Origin of the sequence: Saccharomonospora azurea NA-128 (assembly GCF_000231055.2) — a bacterium.
GTDB classification, from domain to species: domain Bacteria; phylum Actinomycetota; class Actinomycetes; order Mycobacteriales; family Pseudonocardiaceae; genus Saccharomonospora; species Saccharomonospora azurea.
This window is the reverse complement of the sequence record NZ_CM001466.1, coordinates 1329424-1351899: the sequence shown is the minus strand read 5'-3', so window position 1 is coordinate 1351899 and position 22476 is coordinate 1329424. Positions and strand designations below refer to the sequence as shown.

Below are 22476 nucleotides of genomic sequence, written 5' to 3'. Positions count from 1 at the left end.
TGTGTCATTCACACTTGTGATCGGCCCATACTCTTTGGGTGTGGGTCCAGTCGTGTGGATGGGTAGGGGAGCGTCCTGCATCCAGGGAAGCAGCCGGGTGACCGAGTTGTGGAGGGTGTGGGAGTGAGAATGCAGGCATGAGTAGCGAATGCAGAGTGAGAATCTCTGCCGCCGGATGACCAAGGGTTCCTGGGCCAGGTTGTTCCGCCCAGGGTAAGTCGGGACCTAAGGCGAGGCCGACAGGCGTAGTCGATGGACAACGGGTTGATATTCCCGTACCCGCGTGTGTGCGTCCCTGGCGAGGCAGGTGAGACTAACCACCCGCCCTGCGCGTTGCTCCTTCGGGAGTGTGTGTGGGGTGCGTGGGACCTGATCTTGTAGTAGCCAAGCGATGGGGTGACGCAGGAAGGTAGCCCCGCCAGTCAGTGGTGATACTGGTGTAAGCGTGTGGCCCGCCCGATAGGCAAATCCGTCGGGCTGATCTTCGAGATCGAGGGTGAGGCGTGATGCATAGCCGTTGTGGCGAAGTAGGGTGATCCTCTGCTGCCGAGAAAAGCCTCTAGCGAGTGCGCGCGTGGCCCGTACCCCAAACCGACACAGGTGGTCAGGTAGAGAATACCAAGGCGATCGGGTGAACTGTGGTTAAGGAACTCGGCAAATTGCCCCCGTAACTTCGGGAGAAGGGGGGCCAATGCACCTGAAGCTCTTTGCGGGCTAGGGTGGGTTGGCCGCAGAGACCAGCGGAAAGCGACTGTTTATTAAAAACACAGGTCCATGCGAAGACGTAAGTCGATGTATATGGACTGACGCCTGCCCGGTGCTGGAACGTTAAGAGGACCGGTTAACCCCTTTCGGGGGGTGAAGCTGAGAATTTAAGCGCCAGTAAACGGCGGTGGTAACTATAACCATCCTAAGGTAGCGAAATTCCTTGTCGGGTAAGTTCCGACCTGCACGAATGGCGTAACGACTTTCCGGCTGTCTCAACCACAGGCCCGGCGAAATTGCACTACGAGTAAAGATGCTCGTTTCGCGCGGCAGGACGGAAAGACCCCGGGACCTTTACTATAGCTTGGTATTGGTTTTCGGTTCGGCTTGTGTAGGATAGGTGGGAGACTGTGAAGCGGCCACGCCAGTGGTCGTGGAGTCGTCGTTGAAATACCACTCTGGCCGGATTGGGAATCTAACCTCGGACCGTGAGCCGGTTCAGGGACAGTGCCTGGTGGGTAGTTTAACTGGGGCGGTTGCCTCCTAAAGAGTAACGGAGGCGCCCAAAGGTTCCCTCAGCCTGGTTGGCAATCAGGTGTTGAGTGTAAGTGCACAAGGGAGCTTGACTGTGAGACCGACAGGTCGAGCAGGTACGAAAGTAGGGACTAGTGATCCGGCACCTCCTGGTGGAAGGGGTGTCGCTCAACGGATAAAAGGTACCCCGGGGATAACAGGCTGATCTTGCCCAAGAGTCCATATCGACGGCATGGTTTGGCACCTCGATGTCGGCTCGTCGCATCCTGGGGCCGGAGTAGGTCCCAAGGGTTGGGCTGTTCGCCCATTAAAGCGGCACGCGAGCTGGGTTTAGAACGTCGTGAGACAGTTCGGTCCCTATCCGCCGCGCGCGTTGGAGACTTGAGGAAGGCTGTCCCTAGTACGAGAGGACCGGGACGGACGAACCTCTGGTATGCCAGTTGTCACGCCAGTGGCATGGCTGGTTAGCTACGTTCGGAAGGGATAACCGCTGAAGGCATCTAAGCGGGAAGCCTGTTCCAAGATGAGGTCTCCCACCACCTTTGAGTGGGTAAGGCCCCCTAGAGACGATGGGGTTGATAGGCCAGACATGGAAGCGCAGTAATGTGTTTTTGAGTGGACTGGTACTAATCGGCCGAGGGCTTGACCTACAAAGATGCTACGCACCCACTCTGCAACTCTGAAACACCACACCCCGGAAACATGATCCTGGGTTGTTTCACAGTGTTTCGGTGGTTATAGCGGTGGGGACACGCCCGGTCCCATTCCGAACCCGGAAGCTAAGCCCACCAGCGCCGATGGTACTGCACTCGAAGGAGTGTGGGAGAGTAGGACACCGCCGAACAAAACTTTGTGGGGCCCGTCGGGGGTTGGTTCAGTGGCCAACCCCCGACGGGCCCTTCGGTGTGTCTACGTCCATAGTGGTGCCCATAGCGTCCCAGTACGGTGGCGCGTCGCGAAGTGCAGGTAGGAGAACGCGTGTCCGAGCATGGCCCGCGCGGCGAAGGTGACGACAGGAGGCCCGGTCGACCGGACCGTCGTGATCACGGATCGCGCGAGGGGAACAAGAAGTTCGGCGATCGCCGTGAGGGAACGAATCGCAGTCGCGGGGAGCACCACGACCGAGGTCGGAATGACCGCCGGGAAGGACGCAACTCTTTCGACCGACGTGACGATCGGCCCGGACGTGGGGGCGACGATCGCCGGCGCGGTCCCTCTCGAGACGACCGAGGTTCGTTCGGTCGGCGCGACGAGCGGGACGACCGGGGGAGCCGACCGCGTCGGTTCGACGATCGCCCAGCGCGGGACCGGGACGACCGGCGTGGGTTCGGCCGGCGGGACGAGCGGACTGGGCGCGGGCGTGACGATCGTGGTGGATTCGACCGGCGGGATGACCGGCCTGGGCGTGGGCGGGACGAGCGTCGCGGTGGACCTCGTCGAGACGATCGCGGGTTCGAGGGTCGGGGCCGCGACGACCGGCGTGGGTTCGATCGGCGGGACGAGGGGCGTGGTGGGCCTCGTCGGGATGACCGCGGGTTCGAGGGTCGGGGCCGCGACGACCGGCGTGGGTTCGACAAGCGTTCGGACTCCGGTGGGCGCCGGGACGACCGGGGTCGCAAGGGCCCACACGACCGGCCACGCCACGGCGGCGGAGCTCCTCGCCCGACGCGCGGTGATGCCGCAGCAGCGCGCGAGTTGTTGTCCGCGCCCGAGCTGCCGGAATCCGTGGACTACTCGGACCTCGACGTCGAAGCACGGCGCGAACTGCGGTCGTTGCCCAAGGACCTGGCCGAGCGCATCGGCCGGCACCTGGTGGCGGCGGGCACGCTGATCGACGACGACCCCGAGGCGGCGTTGAAGCACGCCCGATATGCGAAGTCGAAGGCCTCGCGTATCGCCGTGGTCCGGGAGGCCGTCGGGCTTGCCGCGTATCACGCCGGTGAGTGGGCGGAGGCGCTGTCCGAGCTGCGTGCCGTGCGGCGGATGACGCGCACCGACATCCACGTCGCCGTGATCGCCGACGCCGAGCGCGCACTCGGTCGACCCGAGCGGGCACTCGACGTGGCCAAGGAAACGGACCCGTCCACGCTGTCGAAGGACGTCGAGATCGAGCTGAAGATCGTGGCGGCCGGTGCACGGCGTGATCTCGGACAGGTCGACGCCGCCGTCGTGGCACTGCAGGGCCCCGAGCTGGACCCGAACATCCGGGAGCCGTGGAGTTTCCGGCTGTTCTACGCGTACGCCGACAACCTCGCTGCCGCCGGTCGCACCGACGAAGCAGTGCAGTGGTTCCTCCACGCCGCCGAGGCCGACGTGGAGGAGGAGACCGACGCCGCAGAACGGGCCGCGGAGCTGACGAACTGATGGGGGACACACTGCTCGATCGCTACGAGGCGCTGCTGTTCGACCTCGACGGCACCGTGTACCACGGCACGCGCCCGATTCCGGGCGCTGCCGACGCCGTCGCCCACGTCCGTGAGCGCGGCCGCGCGGTGCGGTTCGTGACGAACAACGCTGCCAAGTCGCCGGAAGCGGTCGCCGACCACCTCGGGCAGGTCGGCGTGCCGGCGACGCCGGCGGAAGTGAGCACCAGCGCCCAGGCTGCCGCCGTGCTGTTGGGCGAGCGGTTGCCGGCGGGAGCGGTGGTCCTCGTCGTCGGCACCGAGTCGCTCGAGGCGGAGGTGCGCTCGGTGGGTCTGCGGCCCACGCGGGAGCACAGCCGTGACGTCGCCGCCGTGGTGCAGGGCCACTCGCCCCACACGTGCTGGAGTGATCTCGCCGAAGCCTGCCTCGCAGTACGGGACGGTGCGCTGTGGGTGGCGTGCAACGGCGACGCCACGTTGCCCGCCGAACGCGGCCAGCTGCCGGGGAACGGGTCCATGGTCGCCGCCCTGCGAACGGCCACCGGCCGGGACCCCGAGGTGGCGGGCAAGCCCGAGGCGCACCTGCTCCGGACGGCCGCGGACTCGGCCGGTGCGGCGAACGCGTTGGTCGTCGGGGACCGGCTCGACACCGACATCGCCGGAGCCGCTGCGGCCGGTTACCGTTCGCTGGCGGTGTTGACGGGTGTGGTGACGCCCCGGCAGTTGCTCGATGCCGCGCCCGGTGAGCGGCCCGACTACCTGGCCGCCGACCTCGGCGTGCTGCCTCGGGACGTCAGCGCCGCCGACCTGGCGATCGGTCCGCGACCAGGGTGGGAGATCGAGCTCCACGACGGGGTCGCGACCGTCGGAACCGACGGTGCGAGCACGGCCGATCGTGTCGATCTGCTGCGCCACCTGTGTCACGTGGCGTGGTCGTCGCCGGTGTCGGCTGTCCGGGCTCGTGACGCTGTCGCGGACGAGGCACTGGCGTCGTGGGACTTGCACTGAACGCGCCGGGGCTACGGCGTGTCGGCAGCTCGATCGGTTAGCGTTGTGGCGTGCACGTAGACGCTGAATCCGGGCCGCGGCCGGTGCCCGGTCCACCGCCGGGACGGCTGCCGGAGGGGCAGACCGTCGATCCTCGAGAGGCGATCGACGACGCCGTGGCCGCGCTCGACGACCTGGAGGACCTCCCGCCCGGCGAGCACGTCGAACGCTTCGAGACCGTGCACACGGCCCTGTCCGTGGCCCTGTCCAGCATCGACAAGGTGTGACGGTGGCACGCAGAGCTCGCCTCGACGCCGAACTCGTGCGCCGGGGTCTCGCACGGTCGAGGGAACACGCCAGCTCGCTCATCACGGAGGGGCGGGTGACGGTGCGTGGCCTGGTGGCGAAGAAACCCGCGACCAGCGTGGAAGCCGACGTCGCCATCGTGGTGCGCACCGACGACGACCCCGGCTGGGCGTCGCGCGGTGCGCACAAGCTGCTCGGCGCGCTCGAGGAGTTCACCCCCAGCGGGTTGCGGGTCGAAGGACGGCGCTGCCTGGACGCGGGCGCTTCCACCGGCGGGTTCACCGATGTGCTGCTGCGGCACGGCGCGGCTTCGGTGATCGCCGCCGACGTGGGTCGTGGCCTGCTGGACTGGCGGCTGCGCACCGACGAGCGGGTCACGGTGCTCGACAAGACCAACGTGCGCACCCTGACGCCGGAGGCGATCGAGGGCGTGGTCGACCTCGTGGTCGCCGATCTGTCGTTCATCTCGCTGCGCCTCGTGCTGCCCGCGCTGGCGGAGTGCGCCGCGGCGGGAGCCGACCTGTTGCCGATGGTGAAGCCCCAGTTCGAGGTCGGACGCCAGCGGCTCGGTCACGGTGGCGTGGTGCGCGACCCGGACCTTCGGGCGGAGGCCGTGTCCGACGTGCTCACCGAGGCCGCGCAGTGCGGTCTGCGGACGTTGGGTGTCGTGGCCAGCCCGCTGCCGGGGCCGTCCGGCAACGTCGAGTACTTCGCATGGTTGCGCAAGGATCCCGAGGGGGTGGACAGTAATCCCGCCGACACGGAGCGGCGCGACGAGATGGTCCGCACCGCGGTGAGGAAGGGACCTTCGTGACCGAGCTCGGACGCCGAGAGGTACTGCTGATCGTTCACCCGGACCGCGACACGACGCGGGACGCGGCCGGGGAGGTGGCTGTCCGGCTCGCGGCGGCGGGCATCGGGTTGCGTGTGCTCGACTCCGAGGTACGACGACTCGTCGAGCCTCCCGACCAGTCCCTGCCGTGTGCCGTGGTGGCCGAGTCGGAAGATCCCGCACGCGGCGCCGAGCTGGTGCTGGTTCTGGGCGGGGACGGGACGCTGTTGCGGGCCGCGGAGCTCGCCCGACCCGCGGGTGTCCCGGTGCTCGGAGTGAATCTGGGACGGATGGGCTTCCTCACCGAGGCCGACTACGACGCGCTCGGCGACACCGTCGACCGCGTGGTGGAGCGCCGCTACCGCATCGAGGAGCGCATGACGGTGGACGTCACCGTCACCCTCGGCGGGACCGTGGTCACGCGGACCTGGGCGCTGAACGAGGCGAGTGTCGAGAAGTGCTCGCGGGAGCGCATTCTCGACGCGCTGATCGAGGTCGACGGCAGGCCGGTGTCGTCGTTCGGTTGCGACGGCGTCCTGTGCTCGACGCCGACCGGTTCGACGGCGTACGCGTTCTCGGCGGGTGGGCCGGTCGTCTGGCCCGACGTGGAGGCCCTGCTCGTCGTCCCCAGCAACGCGCACGCGATGTTCTCGCGGCCGCTCGTGGTGTCCCGTTCGTCGGTGATCACCGTGCAGGTCGATCCGGACGGGTCGCCGGCGGTGCTGACGTGCGACGGCCTGCGGCACGCGGACCTGGAACCCGGCTCCCGGGTGCAGGTGGTGGCCGGTGAGGTGCCGGTGCGGTTGGCGCGCCTGTGGGACGGCCCGTTCACCGACCGCCTGGTGCACAAGTTCTCGTTGCCGGTAACAGGATGGAGGGAGCGGCACGCCCGCGAGGGTTGACGACCTTGTCGCGGGTTGCCGCTACGGTGGTTGGCGTGCTGGCCGAGATGCGTATCCAGGGCCTCGGGGTGATCGAGGAGGCCGCGCTCGAACTGCACCCCGGGTTCACCGTGGTCACCGGCGAGACCGGGGTCGGTAAGACGATGGTCGTGACCGGTCTGCACCTGCTGTCCGGTGGGCGTTCCGACGCCTCCAAGGTGCGGGCGGGCGCGGCGAAGGCGATCGTGGAGGGCCGGTTCACCGACATCGCCGGTGAGCAGGCTCTGCGCATCCTGTCCGACGCGGGCGCCGACGCCGACGAGGACGGCAGCGTGATCGCCGTGCGGTCGGTGGGCGCGGACGGCAGGTCGCGGGCGCATCTCGGTGGGCGGTCCGTGCCCGTCGGGGTGCTGGGGGACCTCTCGGAACAGATCCTCGCCGTGCACGGGCAGAACGACCAGCTGAGGCTGTTGCGTCCCGCCGAGCAGCGGGCGGTGCTCGACCGATTCGCGGGCGAGTCCGTGGCCGAGCCGCTGGCGGCGTACCGCGACGTGCGCCGGGAGTGGCTTGCCGTGTCTCGGGAGCTCACGCAGCGGCGCGCGCGGTCGCGGGAGCTCGCGCAGCAGGCCGACCTGCTGCGGCACGGGCTGGCCGAGATCGACGCCGTGGAGCCGCGGCCCGGGGAGGACACCGAGCTGACGGAGCAGGTCAAGCGGTTGGCCGCCGTGGACGAGCTGCGGGATGCCGCGACGGCGGCCCAGCTCGCGGTCGCGGGGTCCGCCGAGGGCGACCCGGATCTGCCGGGAGCACTGGGGTTGCTCGCCGAGGCGAGGCGGCGGTTGAGTGCCGCGGAGGATCCCGTGCTGCGCGACTTCGAACCGCGGTTGTCGGAGGCCTCCGTGCTGCTGAGCGAGGTGGGCAGTGAACTCGCCTCCTACCTCGGCTCGCTCGACGCCGACCCCGAGAGGCTGGAGACGATCCTCGCCCGCCAGGCGGAGTTGAAGAAGCTGACCCGCAAGTACGCGGCCGACATCGACGGTGTGCTCGCGTGGGCGGAGGACGCCCGTGCACGACTGGCCGGTATGGACACGTCGGAGGAGGCGTTGGAGGCCCTCGCGGCACAGCGGGATGCGCTGGCCGACGAGCTGGCCACGCAGGCTCGCCGGGTGTCGGAGGCTCGTCGCGCCGCGGCCGAGGTGCTCGCGGAACGCATCACCGCGGAGCTCGCGGGGCTCGCGATGGGGCAGGCCGCGATCGAGGTCACCGTGAACTCTCGGGAGGCCGATCCCGCCGAGTCGACGGCGTTGATCGTCGACGGCCGAACCGTCTCGGCCGGGCCCGACGGTGTCGACGAGGTGGAGCTCCTGCTCCGCGCGCACGCCAAGGCGCCCGCGCTGCCGGTGCACAAGGCGGCCTCCGGTGGTGAGCTTTCGCGTGTGATGCTCGCGACCGAGGTCGTGCTCGCGCACGCGGACACGGTGCAGACACTGGTGTTCGACGAGGTCGACGTGGGTGTCGGTGGCCGCGCCGCGGTGGAGATCGGTCGACGGCTGGCCAGGCTCGCGCGGACGCATCAGGTGTTGGTCGTGACCCACCTGCCGCAGGTCGCCGCCTTCGCCGACCGGCACCTGGTGGTGGACAAGGGCACCTCGGACGGGGTGACGAGCAGCGGCGTCCGCACGCTCGACGGCGACGAGCGCGTCACGGAACTCGCGCGCATGCTCGCGGGCCTCGACGACACCGAGACCGGACGCGCGCACGCGGAGGAGCTGCTGCGGGCGGCGGAGGAGTTCACGACGGCGTCGGCCACGTCCGCCGACTCCGGGGGGCGGTCCGGGAAGACCACGCGGCGTCGGTGAGGACCGACGCCCCGCCTTCGGGTGGTGCGTCATCCCGCATCCTGGTCAACGGGCCCGCCGCTACGGCGTGGCGACTCCACGTGCGCGCGCAACATTGCCACGATGCCCGGCATGAAACTGGCCGACCTGTTGCCCCGTTCCCCGTCCACACAACCCGGTATCAGCGGTACCGCTCGTGTCGACCGCCGGATCCGGGATCTGGTGAAGCGGGTCGAGCCCGGAGACATCGCGGTGATCGACCAGGTGGACCTGGACCGCGCGAGCGCCGACGCTCTCGTGCAGGCGCAGGTCGCCGCCGTGGTGAACGCGGCGCCGTCGATCTCGGGGCGCTACCCCAACCTCGGACCGGAGGTGCTGCTGAAGGCGGGTGTGCCGCTGTTCGACCACGCCGGGCGTGAGGTGCTGCACCGTATCCGGGACGGGAGCAGGGTGCGCATCCACGAGAACACGATCTACGTCGGCCGCCGCGAGATCAGCACGTGCGTGGTGCAGACGCCCGAGAGCGTCGCCGACCAGATCGTGGAGGCGCGCGCGGGGATGTCCGCCCAGCTGGAGGCGTTCTCGGCCAACACGATCGAGTTCCTGCGGCGGGAACGCAGTCTCATCCTCGACGGTGTGGGCGTGCCGGAACTCCGGGTGCCCTTGGCCGACCGGCACGTCGTGGTGGTCGCGCCGGGGGCCGGGTACGCCGAGGATCTGCAGAGCCTGAAGCGCTACGTCCGCCACCACAAGCCCGTGCTGATCGGTGTGGAACGCGCGGCGGACACGATGCGCGATCTGGGGTTCGTGCCGGACATCGTCGTCGGTGATCCGACCATGGTCGAGGCGAACACGTTGTCCGCGGCGTCCGAGGTGGTGGTGCCCGCTCAACCGGACGGACATGCCCCCGGGGTGGAGCGGGTGCAGGACCTGGGGATCGGCGCGGTGACGTTCCCCGCGACGGCCAACCCGGAGGATCTCGCGCTGCTGCTCACCGAGGCACACGACGCGACGCTGGTGGTGACGGTGGGCTTCCAGGCGACCCTGCGGGAGTTCCTCGACTCCGGCCGTTCGGGCTCGAATCCGTCGACGTTCCTGACGCGGTTGAAGCTCGGAACCCGGGTCATCGACGGCAAGGCCGTGGCGCTGGTGCATCGCAGTCGGACCCCGAGGTTCGTGCTGCTCGCATTCGTCGTTCTCGTCCTCGTGCTCGTCGTCGGCGCGCTGCTGTTCCTCACCACATCCGGCTACGCGGACGACGTGGCGCGGTGGTGGGACGCCGTCGTCGACTGGGCCGCGGGTCTGCTCCCGTGAGGCTCCGGAGAGACCGTGCTCAGCGGACGACGCGTTCCCAGCGCTGGACGAAGTCCGGGAAGGTCTTGCCCACGGTGGCCGGGTTCTCGACGGTGATGCCGGGAACCCGCAGGGCCAGCACGGCACCCGCCATGACCAAGCGGTGGTCGTCGTAGGTGTGGAACGTCCCGCCGCGCAGCGGCGTCGGCCGGATACGCAGGCCGTCCTCGGTGTCGGTGACGTCGCCACCGAGGGCGGAGATCTCCGTGGCCAACGCGGCGAGTCGGTCGGTCTCGTGGCCCCGCAGGTGCGCGACACCACGAATCTCCGACGGCCCGTCGGCGAAGCAGAGCAGTGCCGTCACCACGGGAGTCAGCTCGCCCACCGCGTGCAGGTCCAGCACCGCGCCGGGCAGCGTGTCGCCACCGGTGACGGTGAGGCCGTCGGCGTCGAGCACGGCGTCGCCGCCGAGCCGGCGCACGAGGTCGCGCAACCAGTCGCCCGGCTGCGTCGTCTCGGCGGGCCACCCGGCCACGCGAATCCGTCCGCCCGTGAGCAGCGGGGCGACGACGAAGGGAGCGGCGCTCGACAGGTCGGGCTCGACGGTGTAGCTGTCCAGTTCGAGCCTGGCGGGCGGCACGTGGAACTCGGTCCCGTCGCGTTCCGGCGCCGCACCGAAGCGGCGGAGCATGTCGAGGGTCATCGCGATGTGCGGCTCGCTCGGCGTCTCGCCGCGCAGACGCACCGTGACGCCGCGCTCGAACGCCGGCGCCGACAGCAGGAGCGCGGAGAGGAACTGGCTGGAGGCCGACGAGTCGATCTCGACCGAGCCGCCCCGCAACCCGCCTTCGCCGCGGATGGTGAACGGCACCGTGCCACGGCCCTCGTCGTCGATGTGGGCGCCGAGCGTGCGCAGGGCCTCCAACAACGGCGCGACGGGCCTGCGCCGGATCGCGGGGTCGCCGTCGAAGCGGACCGTCCGGGATCCGAGCGCGGCGAGCGGCGGCGTGAACCGCGCCACGGTGCCCGCGTTGCCGAGTACGACGTCGACCTCGCCGTGCCCGTCGGCCATCGGCTCGATCCGCACACCGTCGGCAGTCTCGGTGGACGCGGCACCGAGGACGTCGATCGCGCCCAGCATCAGCCGGGCGTCCCGCGAGTCCAGTGGTTCGCGCACGAGCGTCGCGCCGTCGGAGAGCGCCGCGAGTACGAAGGCGCGGTTGGTGATGGATTTCGAGCCGGGCACCCGGACATCGGCGTCGATCGAATCGGTGGCCGTCGGTGCGGCCCAGGTGTTCTCCTCGCCCACGCCAACACTGTCCCACACGAGCGGGACATTCGACCTCGGGCAGCCTCCCGGCGCGCGCGGCCCCCGGTGGGATAAGGTGGAAGCCCGTGGGACTTCAGCCGCGGACAACCAAGTATGTCTTTGTCACCGGAGGCGTCGCCTCCTCCCTTGGCAAGGGGCTCACGGCCTCCAGCCTCGGGCAACTCCTCACGGCCCGCGGGCTCCGGGTCACGATGCAGAAGCTCGACCCGTATCTCAACGTGGACCCCGGAACGATGAACCCGTTCCAGCACGGTGAGGTCTTCGTGACCGAGGACGGGGCCGAGACCGACCTCGATATCGGCCACTACGAACGCTTCCTCGACCGCGACCTGTCGGGGACGGCGAACGTCACGACGGGCCAGATCTACTCCTCGGTGATCGCCAAGGAGAGGCGGGGCGAATACCTGGGGGACACGGTCCAGGTCATTCCTCACATCACCGACGAGATCAAGTCGCGGATCATGTCGCTGGCCGCGGACGACGGCAGTGGCACCACGCCCGACGTCGTGATCACCGAGGTCGGCGGGACCGTGGGCGACATCGAGTCGCTGCCGTTCCTGGAGGCCTGCCGGCAGGTGCGACACGACGTGGGCAGGGACAACTGCTTCTTCCTCCACGTGTCGCTCGTGCCTTATCTCGCGCCGTCCGGCGAGTTGAAGACCAAGCCCACGCAGCACTCCGTCGCCGCACTGCGCAACATCGGTATCCAGCCCGACGCTCTGGTGTGCCGCGCCGACCGCGAGCTGTCGGAGGAGCTGAAGCGCAAGATCGGCCTCATGTGCGACGTCGACAACGAGGCGGTCATAGCGTGCCCCGACGCGCCGTCGATCTACGACATTCCCAAGGTGCTGCACAGTGAGGCGCTCGACGCCTACGTCGTGCGCAGGCTCGGGCTTCCGTTCCGCGACGTGGACTGGACGGTGTGGGGAGACCTGCTCGACCGCGTGCACAACCCTGCGGAGACCGTTCGGGTCGCGGTCGTGGGCAAGTACATCGACCTGCCGGACGCGTACCTCTCGGTCACCGAGGCACTGCGGGCGGGCGGTTTCGCGCACCGGGCGAAGGTCAAGATCGTGTGGGTGCCCTCCGACGAGGCCACCACGCCTGCCGGAGCCGCCGCGGCCCTGTCCGGCGTGGACGGCATTCTCGTACCGGGCGGCTTCGGGATCCGCGGGATCGAGGGGAAGGTCGGGGCGATCAACTACGCCCGGACCCACAAGATCCCGGTCCTCGGTCTCTGCCTCGGACTGCAGTGCATGGTCATCGAGGCGGCGCGCAACCTCGCCGGCATCGAGGACGCGCACTCGGCGGAGTTCGACGACAACACCCCGAACCCCGTGATCTCGACGATGGCCGACCAGAAGGACGTCGTGGCCGGCGAGCGTGACATGGGCGGCACGATGCGGCTCGGCGCGTACCCGGCGAAGCTGGCCCCGGGTTCGCAGGTGGCCGAGGCCTACGGAACCACCGAGGTGTCGGAACGGCACCGCCACCGCTACGAGGTGAACAACGCCTACCGCAAGCGGCTCGCGGACGCCGGTCTGGTGTTCTCCGGGCTCTCCCCGGACGACCGACTTGTGGAGTTCGTGGAGCTGCCGAAGGAGGAGCACCCGTTCTTCGTCGGCACGCAGGCGCACCCCGAACTGAAGTCGCGTCCGACGCGTCCGCACCCGCTGTTCACGGCGTTCATCCGTGCGGTCGTGGACTACCGGACGGCCGACCGGCTGCCCGTGGAGCTTCCGGAGACCCCGGTGGCGGCCCGGTGAGCGAGCCCGGCAGCCACGAGTTCAGCGTCGCGTCGTCTCGCGACATCCACATCGGGCGCGTCGTCGGCCTCCGGGTCGACGAGGTCGTCATGCCGGGCGGTTCCACGGCCTCCAGGGAGGTCGTGGAACACCTCGGCGCGGTCGCGGTGTGCGCCGTGGACGACGACGGAGCGGTGACGCTCGTCCACCAGTACCGCCATCCGCTCGGCGATCGACTGTGGGAGCTGCCCGCGGGGCTGCTCGACCAGCCCGGGGAGGATCCGCTGGAGGCCGCCCGGCGGGAGCTGGTCGAGGAGGCGGGAGTCGAGGCGGCACGGTGGGACACGCTCGTGGAGATCGCCGCCTCACCCGGGTTCACCGACGAGGTGGTGCGCGTCTTTCTGGCGCGCGACCTCACGCGGGTCGATCGGCACGCTCACGGCGACGAGGAGGCGGATCTGGTGGTCCACTCCGTTCCGCTGACGCAGGCGGTGGGCATGGTGCTGTCGGGGGAGATCGTCAACGGTGCGACCGTGGGCGGTCTGCTGGCCGCGCAGGCCGTGCTCACGGGCGTGGCCGAACCGCGCCCGGCCGACGCGCCGTGGCGGCACCGGCCGACGCGTTTCGCCTCCCGCGGACAGCGCTGACGGCGCTGACGGCGGAGGGGAGGGGCCGGTTCACCGCAGCCGCCGCCCCTCCCCGTCCGTGCCGCCCTCGATGAGCAGCATGATGCCGTCGATGATCGGCCACAGCGCGCCCAGCCCGAACGTGAGCACGGTGCACACGAGCTGGAACACGGCCACGCGCGTGTCGCCGGTGTAGAAGCGCCCCGTGCCGAACGGCAGCGCGATCTGCAGGACACCCGCCGCGACGGCGGAGCGATCGGACGTCTCGGTGTGCTGCATCTCGGCGCCGGTGCCCAGCGGTGTGGGCATGCCACCCACCTCCGGCCGCACGGCGGGGTGGGGGCTCTCCGGGACGGTGAGGAACGGCGGATGCGGTGGCGGTAGATCCGCGAACAGCTCCCTGACATCGCCCCGGACCCGTGCCGCCAGGGTGCGGTCGACCCGGTCCTCGTACTCCGCGGCGGTCAGGCGCCCTTCGGCGAAGTGGTCGGCCAGCAGCCGGCTGGCGACCTCCCGTTCCGCCGTGCCGATGCGCAGTCCGTCCTCCGCCGGTCCCCCGTTCATGACGGCAGCGTACCGACCGGACGTTTCCTCCGTGGGCGCAGTGTCAACGCCTTCGGACATGAACGTGACCATTCCCTCCCGTCCCTCGCCCCGGCGACCCGCGGGCGCGCCGAAGAGCGGGTGGCTGGCCATCCTGGAGCAGGGCGCGAACCTGGTGCAGCAGGCCACACCGTTGTCCGGCTTCGACGTCTACGTCGTCGGCCTGCACTGCGCGAAGCACGACCCCGGCATGCAGATGGAGGCACACCACTACTGCCGGGTGGTGAATGACGACCTGCTCCAGTGCGTGATCTTCGACGGCAACACGGCCGACGCCAACCTGATCGGCATCGAGTACATCGTCTCGGGATCGCTTCACGCCACGCTCCCGCACGAGGAGCGCGGGTACTGGCATCCCCACAACTTCGAGGTCCTCTCCGGTCAGCTCGCCGCGCCGGGGCTGCCGGCCCCGGCGGAGAAGGCGCTGATGAAACAACTCGTCAACAGCTACGGCAAGACGTGGCACACCTGGCACACCGGCCGCCACGACGGGCAGCCGGGCGACGAGGTCCCGATGGGGGAGGCGATGCTGATGTGGTCGTTCAACCGCGACGGGGAGGCCGACGAGTCGCTCGCGCGGAACCGGGACGAGGCCATGGGGCTGGACACGGCGGGCAAGCGCGAACAGCGTCGCGATCTCGTGGGACTGGCGGCTCCGCAGGACGGCGTGGACACTCTGCGCGACCGGTTCGACGGCACCCGACCGGTGGAGGGCGTCGTCCAGGCCTGAGGCGTGTTGATCACTGGGGGTGAGGTGTCCGTCCCCTAGAGTTCGCCGTGTGACACCGGCCGGCGAGCAGCTCTCCCCGCAACAGGGCGTCGCCGCCTATCTCGACCACCTGAGGGTCGAGCGCGGGACGTCCCGCAACACCGTGGACTCCTACGCGCGTGACCTGCGGCGTTACGTGCGCCACCTGAGCGAGGCGGGCGTGGCCGAGCTGCGGCAGGTGAACCACGAGCACATCGTGGCGTTCGGGGTCGCCCTCCGGCACGGCGACGGCGATCGGCCGCCGCTGGCTCCGTCGTCCGCCGCCCGCGCTCTGTCCGCGGTACGGGGGCTGCACCGCTTCGCGCACGCCGAGGGGTGGACCGGGGACGATCCGGCGCGCGACGTGCGACCTCCGTCGCTCGCCCGCCGCCTGCCCAGAGCTCTGCCGTTGGACGACGTGGTGCGGCTGCTGGGCACACCGACCGGGGAGGACGCCCGAGCACTGCGCGACCGTGCCCTGCTCGAACTGCTGTACTCGACCGGAGCGCGCATTTCCGAGGCCATCGGACTCGACGTCGACGACGTCGACCGTCGGGAACGGACGGTCGTGCTCTCGGGGAAGGGCGGGCGGCAGCGCCTCGTGCCGGTCGGGTGCCCCGCGCTCGAGGCTCTCGACGCCTACCTGGTGCGCGCGCGTCCCGCTCTGGCGGTCAAGGGACGCGGAACGGGCGCACTGTTCCTCAACGCCCGCGGGGGCCGGCTCTCCCGGCAGGGAGCGTGGCGGGTGCTGAAGTCGGCGGCCGAGCGGGCGGGCCTCACGACGGCGGTGTCTCCCCACACCCTGCGGCACTCGTTCGCCACCCACCTGCTCGAAGGCGGCGCGGACGTGCGCGTGGTGCAGGAACTGCTCGGGCACGCCTCCGTCACCACCACACAGGTTTACACGCTCGTGACGGTCAACACGCTGCGTGAGGTTTACGCGACCACGCATCCGCGGGCGTTGGGCTGAGCGGGCGAAAGTACTCCGCCGATGAACGGCGAGCCGCTTTGGCCGTGCTCTCGCTCCGTCATACGCTGACGCCGGTCCATGCGAACAAGGAGCTTTCGCCCCATGTCGACTTTTCCACAGCCGGCGCGGAACCTGTCGGACCGCCCGAGCCAGGCGTCGCGGTCCGACTCGGCCGCCGCCGAGGAACGCGACCGGACCAGCGTGCGTATCGCGAAGGGCAGTAGGGACGCCAGGACCGCCACCCGAAACGGCAAGAACGCCGCCACGACCGACGACGGTGTCAAACTCGGGCCCACGGGACGGCCTCTGCGTCACATTCCCGATCCCCCGCCGCTCGACAAGCACGGTCCCGCCCACATCGTCGCGATGTGCAACCAGAAAGGCGGCGTCGGGAAAACGACGTCGACCATCAACCTCGGCGCGGCGTTGGCGGAATACGGGCGCAAGGTGCTGCTGGTGGACTTCGATCCCCAGGGAGCGCTGTCCGTGGGGCTCGGCATCCAGCCGCACGAGCTCGACCAGACCGTCTACAACGTCATCATGGAGCGCTCGGTCGACGTGGACGACGTGATCCGTGAGACACGCGTCGAGCACGTCGACCTGTTGCCCAGCAACATCGATCTGTCCGCGGCCGAGGTGCAGTTGGTGGCCGAGGTCGGCCGGGAACACACGCTGCTACGCGTCCTGCGTCCCGTGCTCGATCGGTACGACTACATTCTCGTCGACTGCCAGCCGTCGCTGGGCCTGTTGACGGTGAACGCCCTGACGGCCGCCGATGGAATCATCATTCCGCTGGAGTGCGAGTTCTTCAGCCTGCGCGGTGTGGCATTGTTGATCGACACGATCGAGAAGGTGCGCGAGCGGCTGAATCCGAAACTCGACATCACGGGCATTCTCGCCACCATGTTCGACCCGAGGACCTTGCATTCGAAGGAGGTCATCTCGCGCGTGGTGGAGGCATTCGGCGACACCGTGTTCGACACGGTGATCAACCGCACCGTGCGGTTCCCGGAGACGACCGTGGCCGGTGAGCCGATCACCACGTGGGCGCCTCGGTCGGCGGGTGCGATGGCCTACCGTGCGCTCGCGCGCGAGGTGATCGCCCGGTGAGCAGGCGAGCGTCGCTGCCGGGCGCCTCCGAGCTGTTCCGTCGTACCGTCGAGGCGCAGCCGGAGAGTGCGTCCTCGGGGCGGGGCGAGTCGAGCCACCCCACCCGGTTGGCGTCGAGGACGGCCGCTCCACGACGCGGTTCGGGCAGGCAGAAGCACGACGCGAAGATCACGGTGTACGTGTCGGGTGACGAACTGCTCGCGCTGGAGCAGGCGCGGCTCACGTTGCGCGCGTCGCACGACCTCGTCGTGGACCGGGGACGGGTCGTGCGCGAGGCCGTGGCCGTGGTGCTCGCCGACTTCGAGGAGCACGGAGACGAGTCGGTGCTGGTGCGCAGGCTGCGTGGCGACGGCGCCGACCGTGCCGAGAGCGCCCGTCCGGCCGAGGGCGCCGGACCCGGTGAGGGCGCCGCGAGCCGATGACGGAGGCACCCTCCCACACCCCGTCCCCCGACGAGCAGACCGACACCGAACCCGCGCCCCGGGGCTTCCGGGTGCGGCTCGACAACTTCGAGGGCCCGTTCGACCTGCTGCTGCAGCTGATCTCCCAGCACGAGCTCGACGTCACCGAGGTGGCGCTGGCCCAGGTCACCGACGACTTCATCGCCTACACCCGCACCCTCGGGCAGGAGTGGAACCTCGACGAGATCACGGAGTTCCTCGTCGTGGCCGCCACGCTTCTCGACCTGAAGGCGGCGCGCCTGCTGCCGTCGGCGGACGTGGAGAACGAGGAGGACCTCGCGCTGCTGGAGGCGCGCGACCTCCTGTTCGCCCGGGTGCTGCAGTACCGCGCGTACAAGCAGGTGGCCGCGCTGTTCGCCGAGCTGGAGGCGGGCGCACTGCGCCGGTATCCCCGCTCGGTGGCGTTGGAGGAACGCTTCGTCGGCCTGCTGCCCGAAGTGATGCTCGGGGTGACGCCGGAGAAGTTCGCCGAGGTGGCGGTGGGTGTGTTCCGGCCGAAGCCGCCGCCTACCGTGTCCCTGGATCACCTGCACATGGCGAAGGTGTCGGTGCGGGAGCACGCCGCCGTGCTGCGGGTCCGGTTGGCGAGTGCCGGTGCCGCCACGTTCTCCGAGCTCGTCACCGACTGCGAGCACACCATCGAGGTGGTGGCGCGGTTCCTGGCGTTGCTGGAGCTCTACCGCGAGGCGGCGGTGCAGTTCGACCAGGACGAGGCGCTCGCCGAGCTGCATGTGCGGTGGACAGGCGGATCGGCGGAACAGGCCGCCGACGAGGCCGAGCGCGACCTGGCGGCGAGCCACGAGGACGAGGAGTACGGGTGAGCGAAGTCGACGACCGCGGTGCCGGCGATGGCGCGGACGTGCACGCTGCCGCGCAGGCCGACGCCGACCCGACCGACATCGACCCGAACGGCGAGGTCGCGGAGCCGGGCGAGGAGGCCGCCACCGCCGGGCCGGAGCGGGACCTGCCGGACCTGTCGAGCGACACCGATTTGCAGTCGGCGCTGGAGGCGCTGCTGCTGGTGGTGGATTCGCCGGTGAACGAGGAGGCGCTCGCGGGTGCACTCGACGAGCCGGTCGACCGGGTCACCGAGCTGCTGCGCACCATGGCCGAGGACCTGTCCGACCGGGGCAGCGGCATCGACCTGCGCCGCGTCGCCGAGGGGTGGCGCCTCTACACCCGCGACACCTACGCGCCGTTCGTGGAGAAGCTCCTCCTCGACGGGCAACGTTCGAAGCTGACCAGGGCGGCGTTGGAAACCCTGGCCGTCATAGCCTATCGGCAGCCGGTCACCCGATCCCGGATCGCCGCGGTGCGTGGCGTCAACGTCGACGGCGTCGTGCGCACCCTGCTCGCCCGAGGCCTCATCGAGGAGAACGGCACCGATCCGGAAACCGGTGGCACGCTGTACGTGACGACGGAACTGTTCTTGGAACGACTCGGGTTGTCGTCGCTTTCCGACCTGCCCCCGATCGCTCCGTTGCTACCTGAGGTGGATTCGATTGACGACAGCTGACCAGGGCGTGCGCCTTCAGAAGGTGCTGGCCAAGGCCGGGATCGCCTCCCGGCGCGCCGCCGAGGACCTCATCGTGGCGGGCCGCGTCAGCGTGAACGGCGACGTGGTGCGCGAGCTGGGCCGCAGGGTCGACCCGGACAGCGCGGTCATCCACGTCGACGGGGTCCGCGTCCAGGTGCGGGACGACCTCGTGTACCTCGCGCTGAACAAGCCGCGCGGCGTGCACTCCACGATGAGCGACGAGCAGGGTCGGCCGTGCGTGGGGGACTACGTGGCCGACCGTCGCGAACGGCTGTTCCACGTCGGCAGGCTCGACGCCGACACCGAGGGCTTGCTGCTCCTGACGAACGACGGGGACCTGGCGCACAAGCTGATGCACCCGTCGTTCCACGTCCCGAAGACCTACCTCGCGGAAGTCGACGGTGCCGTGCCGCGTGGCCTGGGCAAGCGGTTGCGAGCCGGGGTGCGTCTGGAGGACGGCCCGGTGAAGGTCGACGCCTTCCGCATCAAGGACCAGCAGTCGGGACGCACGCTGGTCGAGGTGGTGCTGCACGAGGGACGCAAGCACATCGTGCGCCGGCTGCTGGCCGAGGTGGGGCACCCGGTGCGCAAGCTGCTGCGGACCGCCGTCGGCGACGTGCGCCTCGGCAACACCAAACCCGGCAAGCTCCGGGCACTGACGCAGCAGGAGATCGGCTCGCTGTATCGCGCCGTCGGCGGCTGAGGGGAGAGGCGAGCCCCGGCGCGGCTCTTCGACGAGGCCGTGTCGCGCCGGGGCGGGTGTGGGCTCAGAGTCCGTCGATGGAGGACCAGCACCACGATCCGGACGGCTTCGCGACCGTCAACGTGGGCTCCACGGAGGCCTTCTGGCCTGCCCGGAGTGGTTCCCCGGCAGGACGACTACGATCGGTCCAAAGCGGACTGCTCGGGATGTTCCAGACGAAGGTTCAGGGACCCGGTCAGCCGGAGCTCCTTGATCGTGCGTTCGCCGGTGTCGAGGGTGCGGACGGTGCCGTCGGGATTCCAGCCGACACCGCGGTAGAAGGACAGCGACGCGGAATCGGACTGCACGACCCAGGCGATGCCGCGCTCGGCGCCCCGGCGCCGCAGACCGGCCGCCGCCGTACCGAGCAGCCTGCCGCCGTGTCCCCGGCGTCCCCACCGTGGCTCCACGAGCAGCGTGGCGACCCATCCCGTCCGGGACGCGTCGTCGGGCAGGGTGCCGTCGGCCGCGGCGACCTCCGGCTCGGGAGCGATGCCGACCACGCAGAAGCCCACGGTGGCGGAGCCCTCGACCGCGACGTAGACATCGGTGTCCGGATGCGCCACGGCCTCGGCCCAGCTCGCGGACACCTCCTGCGGATCGAGGGCGTCCACAGCGGCCCCCAGGGCGTCCCGGTAGGCGGTGTGCCACGTCGAGAGCTGGATTCGGCTGATCTCACCGATGTCGTCGGTGGTCGCGGGACGGACGTCGGCGGTCGTCATGCCTGCCACCGTAGCGACCCGGTGACGGGACGGACTGTGTCGGGGTTCACTGGCATCATGCCGACGTGAAGACCGTCAGACTCGATGTCGCCCGCCGCACCGTTCTCGCCGCGCAGGGGTTCGCCGATCCGCGGCCCAGTGTCGCGCCCGATCGCAGGCACCTCCGCCGCGTTCTGTCGCGGCTGCACGTGCTGCAACTCGACTCGGTCAACGTGGCGGTGCGGGCGCACTACGCGCCGCTGTTCGCCCGTCTCGGGCCGTACGACCGTGAGCTGGTCGACGCGGCAGCCTGGACGCACAGTGCCCGGCGTCCGCGCCTGCTCGTGGAGTGCTGGGCCCACGAGGCGAGTCTCGTCCCGGTGGAGGACTGGCCGCTGCTGCACTCCGGGGCGAAACCGCGTGGCTGGTGGCGGCACTACGGCCGGATCGCCGACGCGGAGCCCGCGCTCGTGGACGACGTGCTCGCCGTGGTGAAGGAACTGGGGCCGTTGGGCGCGGGCGCGATCGAACGCGCACTGTCCGGGCCCACCGCGCGCACCCCGGGTTCGTGGTGGGATCGCTCCGACGTCAAGAAGGTCTGCGAATGGCTCTTCGGCATCGGCGAGCTCACCACCGGGGCCCGGCGAGGGTTCGAGCGCCTGTACGACCTCAGTGAGCGGGTGCTGCCGCCGGACGTGCTGGCTCGCACCGTGGACGCCCGCACCGCCGCGCGGGGGCTCGTGGAGCGGGCCGCCCGGGCCTACGGCGTCGCCACCGAGCCGGACCTGCGCGACTACTACCGGCTCGCGCCCGAGGTCACCAGGCAGGCCGTCGCCGAACTCGTCGAGGCGGGAGTGCTGGAGCGGGTGCGGGTGGACACGTGGCGTGCGCCCGCGTACCGGCACGCGGACGCCACCACGCCGCGCCGCGTGGAGGGCCGGGCCCTGCTCTGCCCGTTCGACCCGCTGGTGTGGGAGCGGAGCAGGACCGAGCGGCTCTTCGGCTTCCGGTACCGCATCGAGATTTACGTGCCGGAGGCCGAACGGGTGCACGGCTACTACGTGTTCCCGTTCCTGCTCGACGGAGCACTGGTGGCGAGGGTCGACCTCAAGGCCGACCGCGCGGCCGGAGTCCTCCGCGTGCCGGGCGCCTTCGCCGAGTCCGGTGTGGAGCGGGGCAGGGTGGCTGCCGAACTCGCGGCCGAACTCGGCGTCATGGCCGCCTGGTTGGGGCTGGACGGCGTCAGCGTCGGCGAGCGAGGAGACCTGGCCGCCGATCTGCGCCGGGCGGTGGGTGACTGAGTCAGGCCCTCGCGACCGTCACCCTGCCCGCGCCGCTGCGGGCGCGGATCGTCAACTCGGTCGACTCCTCGGGCGGCACGTCCGCCACGTCGAGTTCGCTGTGGACGGTGCCTCCTCCGCTCGACAGGTCGATCTCCGCGGTCACGTCGTGCCGCACACCCACGCGGATGTCACCCGTGCCCGAGATCGCCTCGACGGAGCCCGCGGCGGCGTCGCCGACGGTGATCTCGCTGCTCGTGGTGCGCACCAGGACCGCGTCGCTCACCGTGCCGAGCCGGACCCTGGCGCTGTCGGCGTTGACGGTGGCGGGGCCGGCCAGCGTCGCGACGTCGACCTCGCCGCTGCTCGTGCGCACGGTGGCCGAGTCGGTGACGTGGTCGAGTGTCACGGAGCCCGAGCCGGTGCTGATGTCGACCCGGTGGGAGGTTCCCCGCACCGCCACCGCGGCGGTCTTCGTCCGGGCCCGCACGTGGGACCCCTCCGGCGCTCGCACCGTGACCGCCAGCGGGGACGCCATCGGCGGTGCGGTCTTGGGGCCACGCACGACGATGCGCTCGCCCAGCTGCTCGATGCGCACCTCTCCCACGGTGTCGGCGGGCGAGGGGAACGTGCCGATCTGGCCCCCGAACATCTCGCCGACCCAGTTCAGCACCCCGGCGGCGCTGTCCGCCCACGGTGGTGCGCCCGCCTGGGTGCGGCGGACCTCGACGGTCACGCCACTGTCCCCGGTGAGTCGTACCTCCACGGTGCCCGCGGTGACCTCGACGTCCAGCTCGACCGGTCCGGCCGCGTCGAACGTCTGCGTGCGCACGACGTCGTTGGCGTGGTCGGCGTGGTTGTCGCCCTGAGCCTGCTCGCTCATG

Annotated in this window: 22 protein-coding genes and 2 rRNA genes (1 of these 24 only partly in view); 19 read left to right on the top strand and 5 right to left on the bottom strand. The window is 70.1% G+C overall.

Annotated features, from left to right (window positions below; all coding sequences use genetic code 11):
* Both SACAZDRAFT_RS06100 and rrf read left to right on the top strand, forming a co-directional pair.
* Positions 1 to 1889, top strand: a 23S ribosomal RNA gene (locus SACAZDRAFT_RS06100) (it extends 1237 nt beyond the left edge of the window).
* A gap of 77 nt (positions 1890 to 1966) precedes the next feature.
* Positions 1967 to 2083: ribosomal RNA gene (gene rrf / locus SACAZDRAFT_RS06095) — 5S ribosomal RNA — on the top strand.
* 65 nt (positions 2084 to 2148) lie between these two features.
* Here the strand turns inward: rrf and SACAZDRAFT_RS23715 are convergent.
* Complete coding sequence (locus tag SACAZDRAFT_RS23715) at positions 2149 to 2883, bottom strand: hypothetical protein (protein WP_005439703.1); 735 nt, start codon at positions 2881 to 2883, stop codon at positions 2149 to 2151.
* A 54-nt stretch (positions 2884 to 2937) separates the two neighbouring features.
* Between SACAZDRAFT_RS23715 and SACAZDRAFT_RS22925 the strand changes: the two genes are divergently transcribed.
* From SACAZDRAFT_RS22925 to steA, 7 genes are all read left to right on the top strand, one after another.
* Complete coding sequence (locus SACAZDRAFT_RS22925; RefSeq protein ID WP_005439702.1) at positions 2938 to 3603, top strand: tetratricopeptide repeat protein; 666 nt, start codon at positions 2938 to 2940, stop codon at positions 3601 to 3603.
* Entirely contained in the window at positions 3603 to 4610 is a 1008-nt protein-coding gene (locus SACAZDRAFT_RS06080) for an HAD-IIA family hydrolase (RefSeq protein ID WP_005439700.1), read from the top strand. Before SACAZDRAFT_RS22925 ends, SACAZDRAFT_RS06080 begins: the two co-directional genes overlap by 1 nt.
* Before the next feature lie 83 nt (positions 4611 to 4693).
* Complete coding sequence (locus SACAZDRAFT_RS06075) at positions 4694 to 4876, top strand: hypothetical protein (protein ID WP_005439692.1); 183 nt, start codon at positions 4694 to 4696, stop codon at positions 4874 to 4876.
* 2 nt (positions 4877 to 4878) lie between these two features.
* Positions 4879 to 5709: a TlyA family RNA methyltransferase gene (locus SACAZDRAFT_RS06070; RefSeq protein WP_005439691.1), complete on the top strand. Its 831-nt coding sequence runs from the start codon at positions 4879 to 4881 to the stop codon at positions 5707 to 5709.
* Positions 5706 to 6629, top strand: a complete 924-nt coding sequence (locus SACAZDRAFT_RS06065) for an NAD kinase (protein ID WP_005439690.1) — start codon at positions 5706 to 5708, stop codon at positions 6627 to 6629. The genes SACAZDRAFT_RS06070 and SACAZDRAFT_RS06065 overlap by 4 nt, the downstream gene beginning before the upstream one ends.
* A gap of 35 nt (positions 6630 to 6664) precedes the next feature.
* Complete coding sequence (recN, locus tag SACAZDRAFT_RS06060; protein WP_005439689.1) at positions 6665 to 8467, top strand: DNA repair protein RecN; 1803 nt, start codon at positions 6665 to 6667, stop codon at positions 8465 to 8467.
* Between the two features lie 111 nt (positions 8468 to 8578).
* Positions 8579 to 9760 (top strand): putative cytokinetic ring protein SteA, encoded by a 1182-nt coding sequence (gene steA, locus SACAZDRAFT_RS06055; protein WP_040927683.1) that lies wholly within the window; start codon positions 8579 to 8581, stop codon positions 9758 to 9760.
* 19 nt (positions 9761 to 9779) lie between these two features.
* Here the strand turns inward: steA and aroA are convergent, their stop codons facing one another.
* Entirely contained in the window at positions 9780 to 11048 is a 1269-nt protein-coding gene (gene aroA, locus SACAZDRAFT_RS06050; protein WP_005439681.1) for a 3-phosphoshikimate 1-carboxyvinyltransferase, read from the bottom strand.
* 86 nt (positions 11049 to 11134) lie between these two features.
* On the opposite strand from aroA, the gene SACAZDRAFT_RS06045 reads away from it, so the two are divergent.
* Both SACAZDRAFT_RS06045 and SACAZDRAFT_RS06040 read left to right on the top strand, forming a co-directional pair.
* The gene (locus SACAZDRAFT_RS06045) at positions 11135 to 12835 is read left to right on the top strand and encodes a CTP synthase (protein ID WP_005439679.1); all 1701 of its coding nucleotides are present in this window, start codon (positions 11135 to 11137) and stop codon (positions 12833 to 12835) included.
* Positions 12832 to 13461, top strand: coding sequence for an NUDIX domain-containing protein (locus tag SACAZDRAFT_RS06040; RefSeq protein WP_005439675.1), 630 nt, complete (start codon positions 12832 to 12834; stop codon positions 13459 to 13461). Before SACAZDRAFT_RS06045 ends, SACAZDRAFT_RS06040 begins: the two co-directional genes overlap by 4 nt.
* Positions 13462 to 13491: 30 nt before the next feature.
* Here the strand turns inward: SACAZDRAFT_RS06040 and SACAZDRAFT_RS06035 are convergent, their stop codons facing one another.
* Complete coding sequence (locus SACAZDRAFT_RS06035) at positions 13492 to 14004, bottom strand: DUF1707 domain-containing protein (protein ID WP_005439673.1); 513 nt, start codon at positions 14002 to 14004, stop codon at positions 13492 to 13494.
* A gap of 58 nt (positions 14005 to 14062) precedes the next feature.
* Between SACAZDRAFT_RS06035 and SACAZDRAFT_RS06030 the strand changes: the two genes are divergently transcribed.
* From SACAZDRAFT_RS06030 to SACAZDRAFT_RS06000, 7 genes are all read left to right on the top strand, one after another.
* On the top strand, positions 14063 to 14773 hold the full coding sequence (locus SACAZDRAFT_RS06030) for an OBAP family protein (RefSeq protein WP_005439671.1): 711 nt from the start codon (positions 14063 to 14065) through the stop codon (positions 14771 to 14773).
* 49 nt (positions 14774 to 14822) lie between these two features.
* Positions 14823 to 15761, top strand: coding sequence for a site-specific tyrosine recombinase XerD (gene xerD, locus SACAZDRAFT_RS06025; RefSeq protein WP_005439669.1), 939 nt, complete (start codon positions 14823 to 14825; stop codon positions 15759 to 15761).
* A gap of 102 nt (positions 15762 to 15863) precedes the next feature.
* The gene (locus SACAZDRAFT_RS06020) at positions 15864 to 16871 is read left to right on the top strand and encodes a ParA family protein (RefSeq protein ID WP_005439667.1); all 1008 of its coding nucleotides are present in this window, start codon (positions 15864 to 15866) and stop codon (positions 16869 to 16871) included.
* Positions 16868 to 17293 carry a hypothetical protein gene (locus SACAZDRAFT_RS06015; RefSeq protein ID WP_005439659.1) on the top strand — a complete coding sequence of 142 codons (426 nt, stop codon included), beginning with the start codon at positions 16868 to 16870 and terminating at the stop codon, positions 17291 to 17293. Before SACAZDRAFT_RS06020 ends, SACAZDRAFT_RS06015 begins: the two co-directional genes overlap by 4 nt.
* The gene (locus SACAZDRAFT_RS06010) at positions 17290 to 18153 is read left to right on the top strand and encodes a segregation and condensation protein A (RefSeq protein ID WP_005439658.1); all 864 of its coding nucleotides are present in this window, start codon (positions 17290 to 17292) and stop codon (positions 18151 to 18153) included. Before SACAZDRAFT_RS06015 ends, SACAZDRAFT_RS06010 begins: the two co-directional genes overlap by 4 nt.
* On the top strand, positions 18150 to 18848 hold the full coding sequence (scpB, locus tag SACAZDRAFT_RS06005) for an SMC-Scp complex subunit ScpB (protein WP_005439657.1): 699 nt from the start codon (positions 18150 to 18152) through the stop codon (positions 18846 to 18848). Before SACAZDRAFT_RS06010 ends, scpB begins: the two co-directional genes overlap by 4 nt.
* Positions 18835 to 19572 carry a pseudouridine synthase gene (locus SACAZDRAFT_RS06000; RefSeq protein ID WP_005439656.1) on the top strand — a complete coding sequence of 246 codons (738 nt, stop codon included), beginning with the start codon at positions 18835 to 18837 and terminating at the stop codon, positions 19570 to 19572. Before scpB ends, SACAZDRAFT_RS06000 begins: the two co-directional genes overlap by 14 nt.
* 176 nt (positions 19573 to 19748) lie before the next feature.
* Here SACAZDRAFT_RS06000 and SACAZDRAFT_RS05995 read toward each other — a convergent pair whose 3' ends face one another.
* The gene (locus SACAZDRAFT_RS05995) at positions 19749 to 20333 is read right to left on the bottom strand and encodes a GNAT family N-acetyltransferase (RefSeq protein WP_005439655.1); all 585 of its coding nucleotides are present in this window, start codon (positions 20331 to 20333) and stop codon (positions 19749 to 19751) included.
* Between the two features lie 65 nt (positions 20334 to 20398).
* Between SACAZDRAFT_RS05995 and SACAZDRAFT_RS05990 the strand changes: the two genes are divergently transcribed.
* Complete coding sequence (locus SACAZDRAFT_RS05990; RefSeq protein ID WP_005439654.1) at positions 20399 to 21613, top strand: winged helix-turn-helix domain-containing protein; 1215 nt, start codon at positions 20399 to 20401, stop codon at positions 21611 to 21613.
* 1 nt (position 21614) lies between these two features.
* Here SACAZDRAFT_RS05990 and SACAZDRAFT_RS05985 read toward each other — a convergent pair whose 3' ends face one another.
* A complete protein-coding gene (locus tag SACAZDRAFT_RS05985; RefSeq protein ID WP_005439653.1) occupies positions 21615 to 22475 on the bottom strand; it encodes a DUF4097 family beta strand repeat-containing protein in 861 nt (286 codons plus the stop codon).
* Between the last annotated feature and the right edge of the window lies 1 nt (position 22476).

Bases quoted from the DNA above. Each gene is read 5' to 3' on its own strand.
- SACAZDRAFT_RS05995 (WP_005439655.1), bottom strand. From the start codon at position 20,333: ATGACGACCGCCGACGTCCGTCCCGCGACCACCGACGACATCGGTGAG.
- steA (WP_040927683.1), top strand. From the start codon at position 8,579: ATGAAACTGGCCGACCTGTTGCCCCGTTCCCCGTCCACACAACCCGGT.
- SACAZDRAFT_RS06080 (WP_005439700.1), top strand. From the start codon at position 3,603: ATGGGGGACACACTGCTCGATCGCTACGAGGCGCTGCTGTTCGACCTC.
- SACAZDRAFT_RS06035 (WP_005439673.1), bottom strand. From the start codon at position 14,004: ATGAACGGGGGACCGGCGGAGGACGGACTGCGCATCGGCACGGCGGAA.
- SACAZDRAFT_RS06020 (WP_005439667.1), top strand. From the start codon at position 15,864: ATGTCGACTTTTCCACAGCCGGCGCGGAACCTGTCGGACCGCCCGAGC.
- SACAZDRAFT_RS06030 (WP_005439671.1), top strand. From the start codon at position 14,063: ATGAACGTGACCATTCCCTCCCGTCCCTCGCCCCGGCGACCCGCGGGC.
- SACAZDRAFT_RS06010 (WP_005439658.1), top strand. From the start codon at position 17,290: ATGACGGAGGCACCCTCCCACACCCCGTCCCCCGACGAGCAGACCGAC.
- SACAZDRAFT_RS05985 (WP_005439653.1), bottom strand. From the start codon at position 22,475: ATGAGCGAGCAGGCTCAGGGCGACAACCACGCCGACCACGCCAACGAC.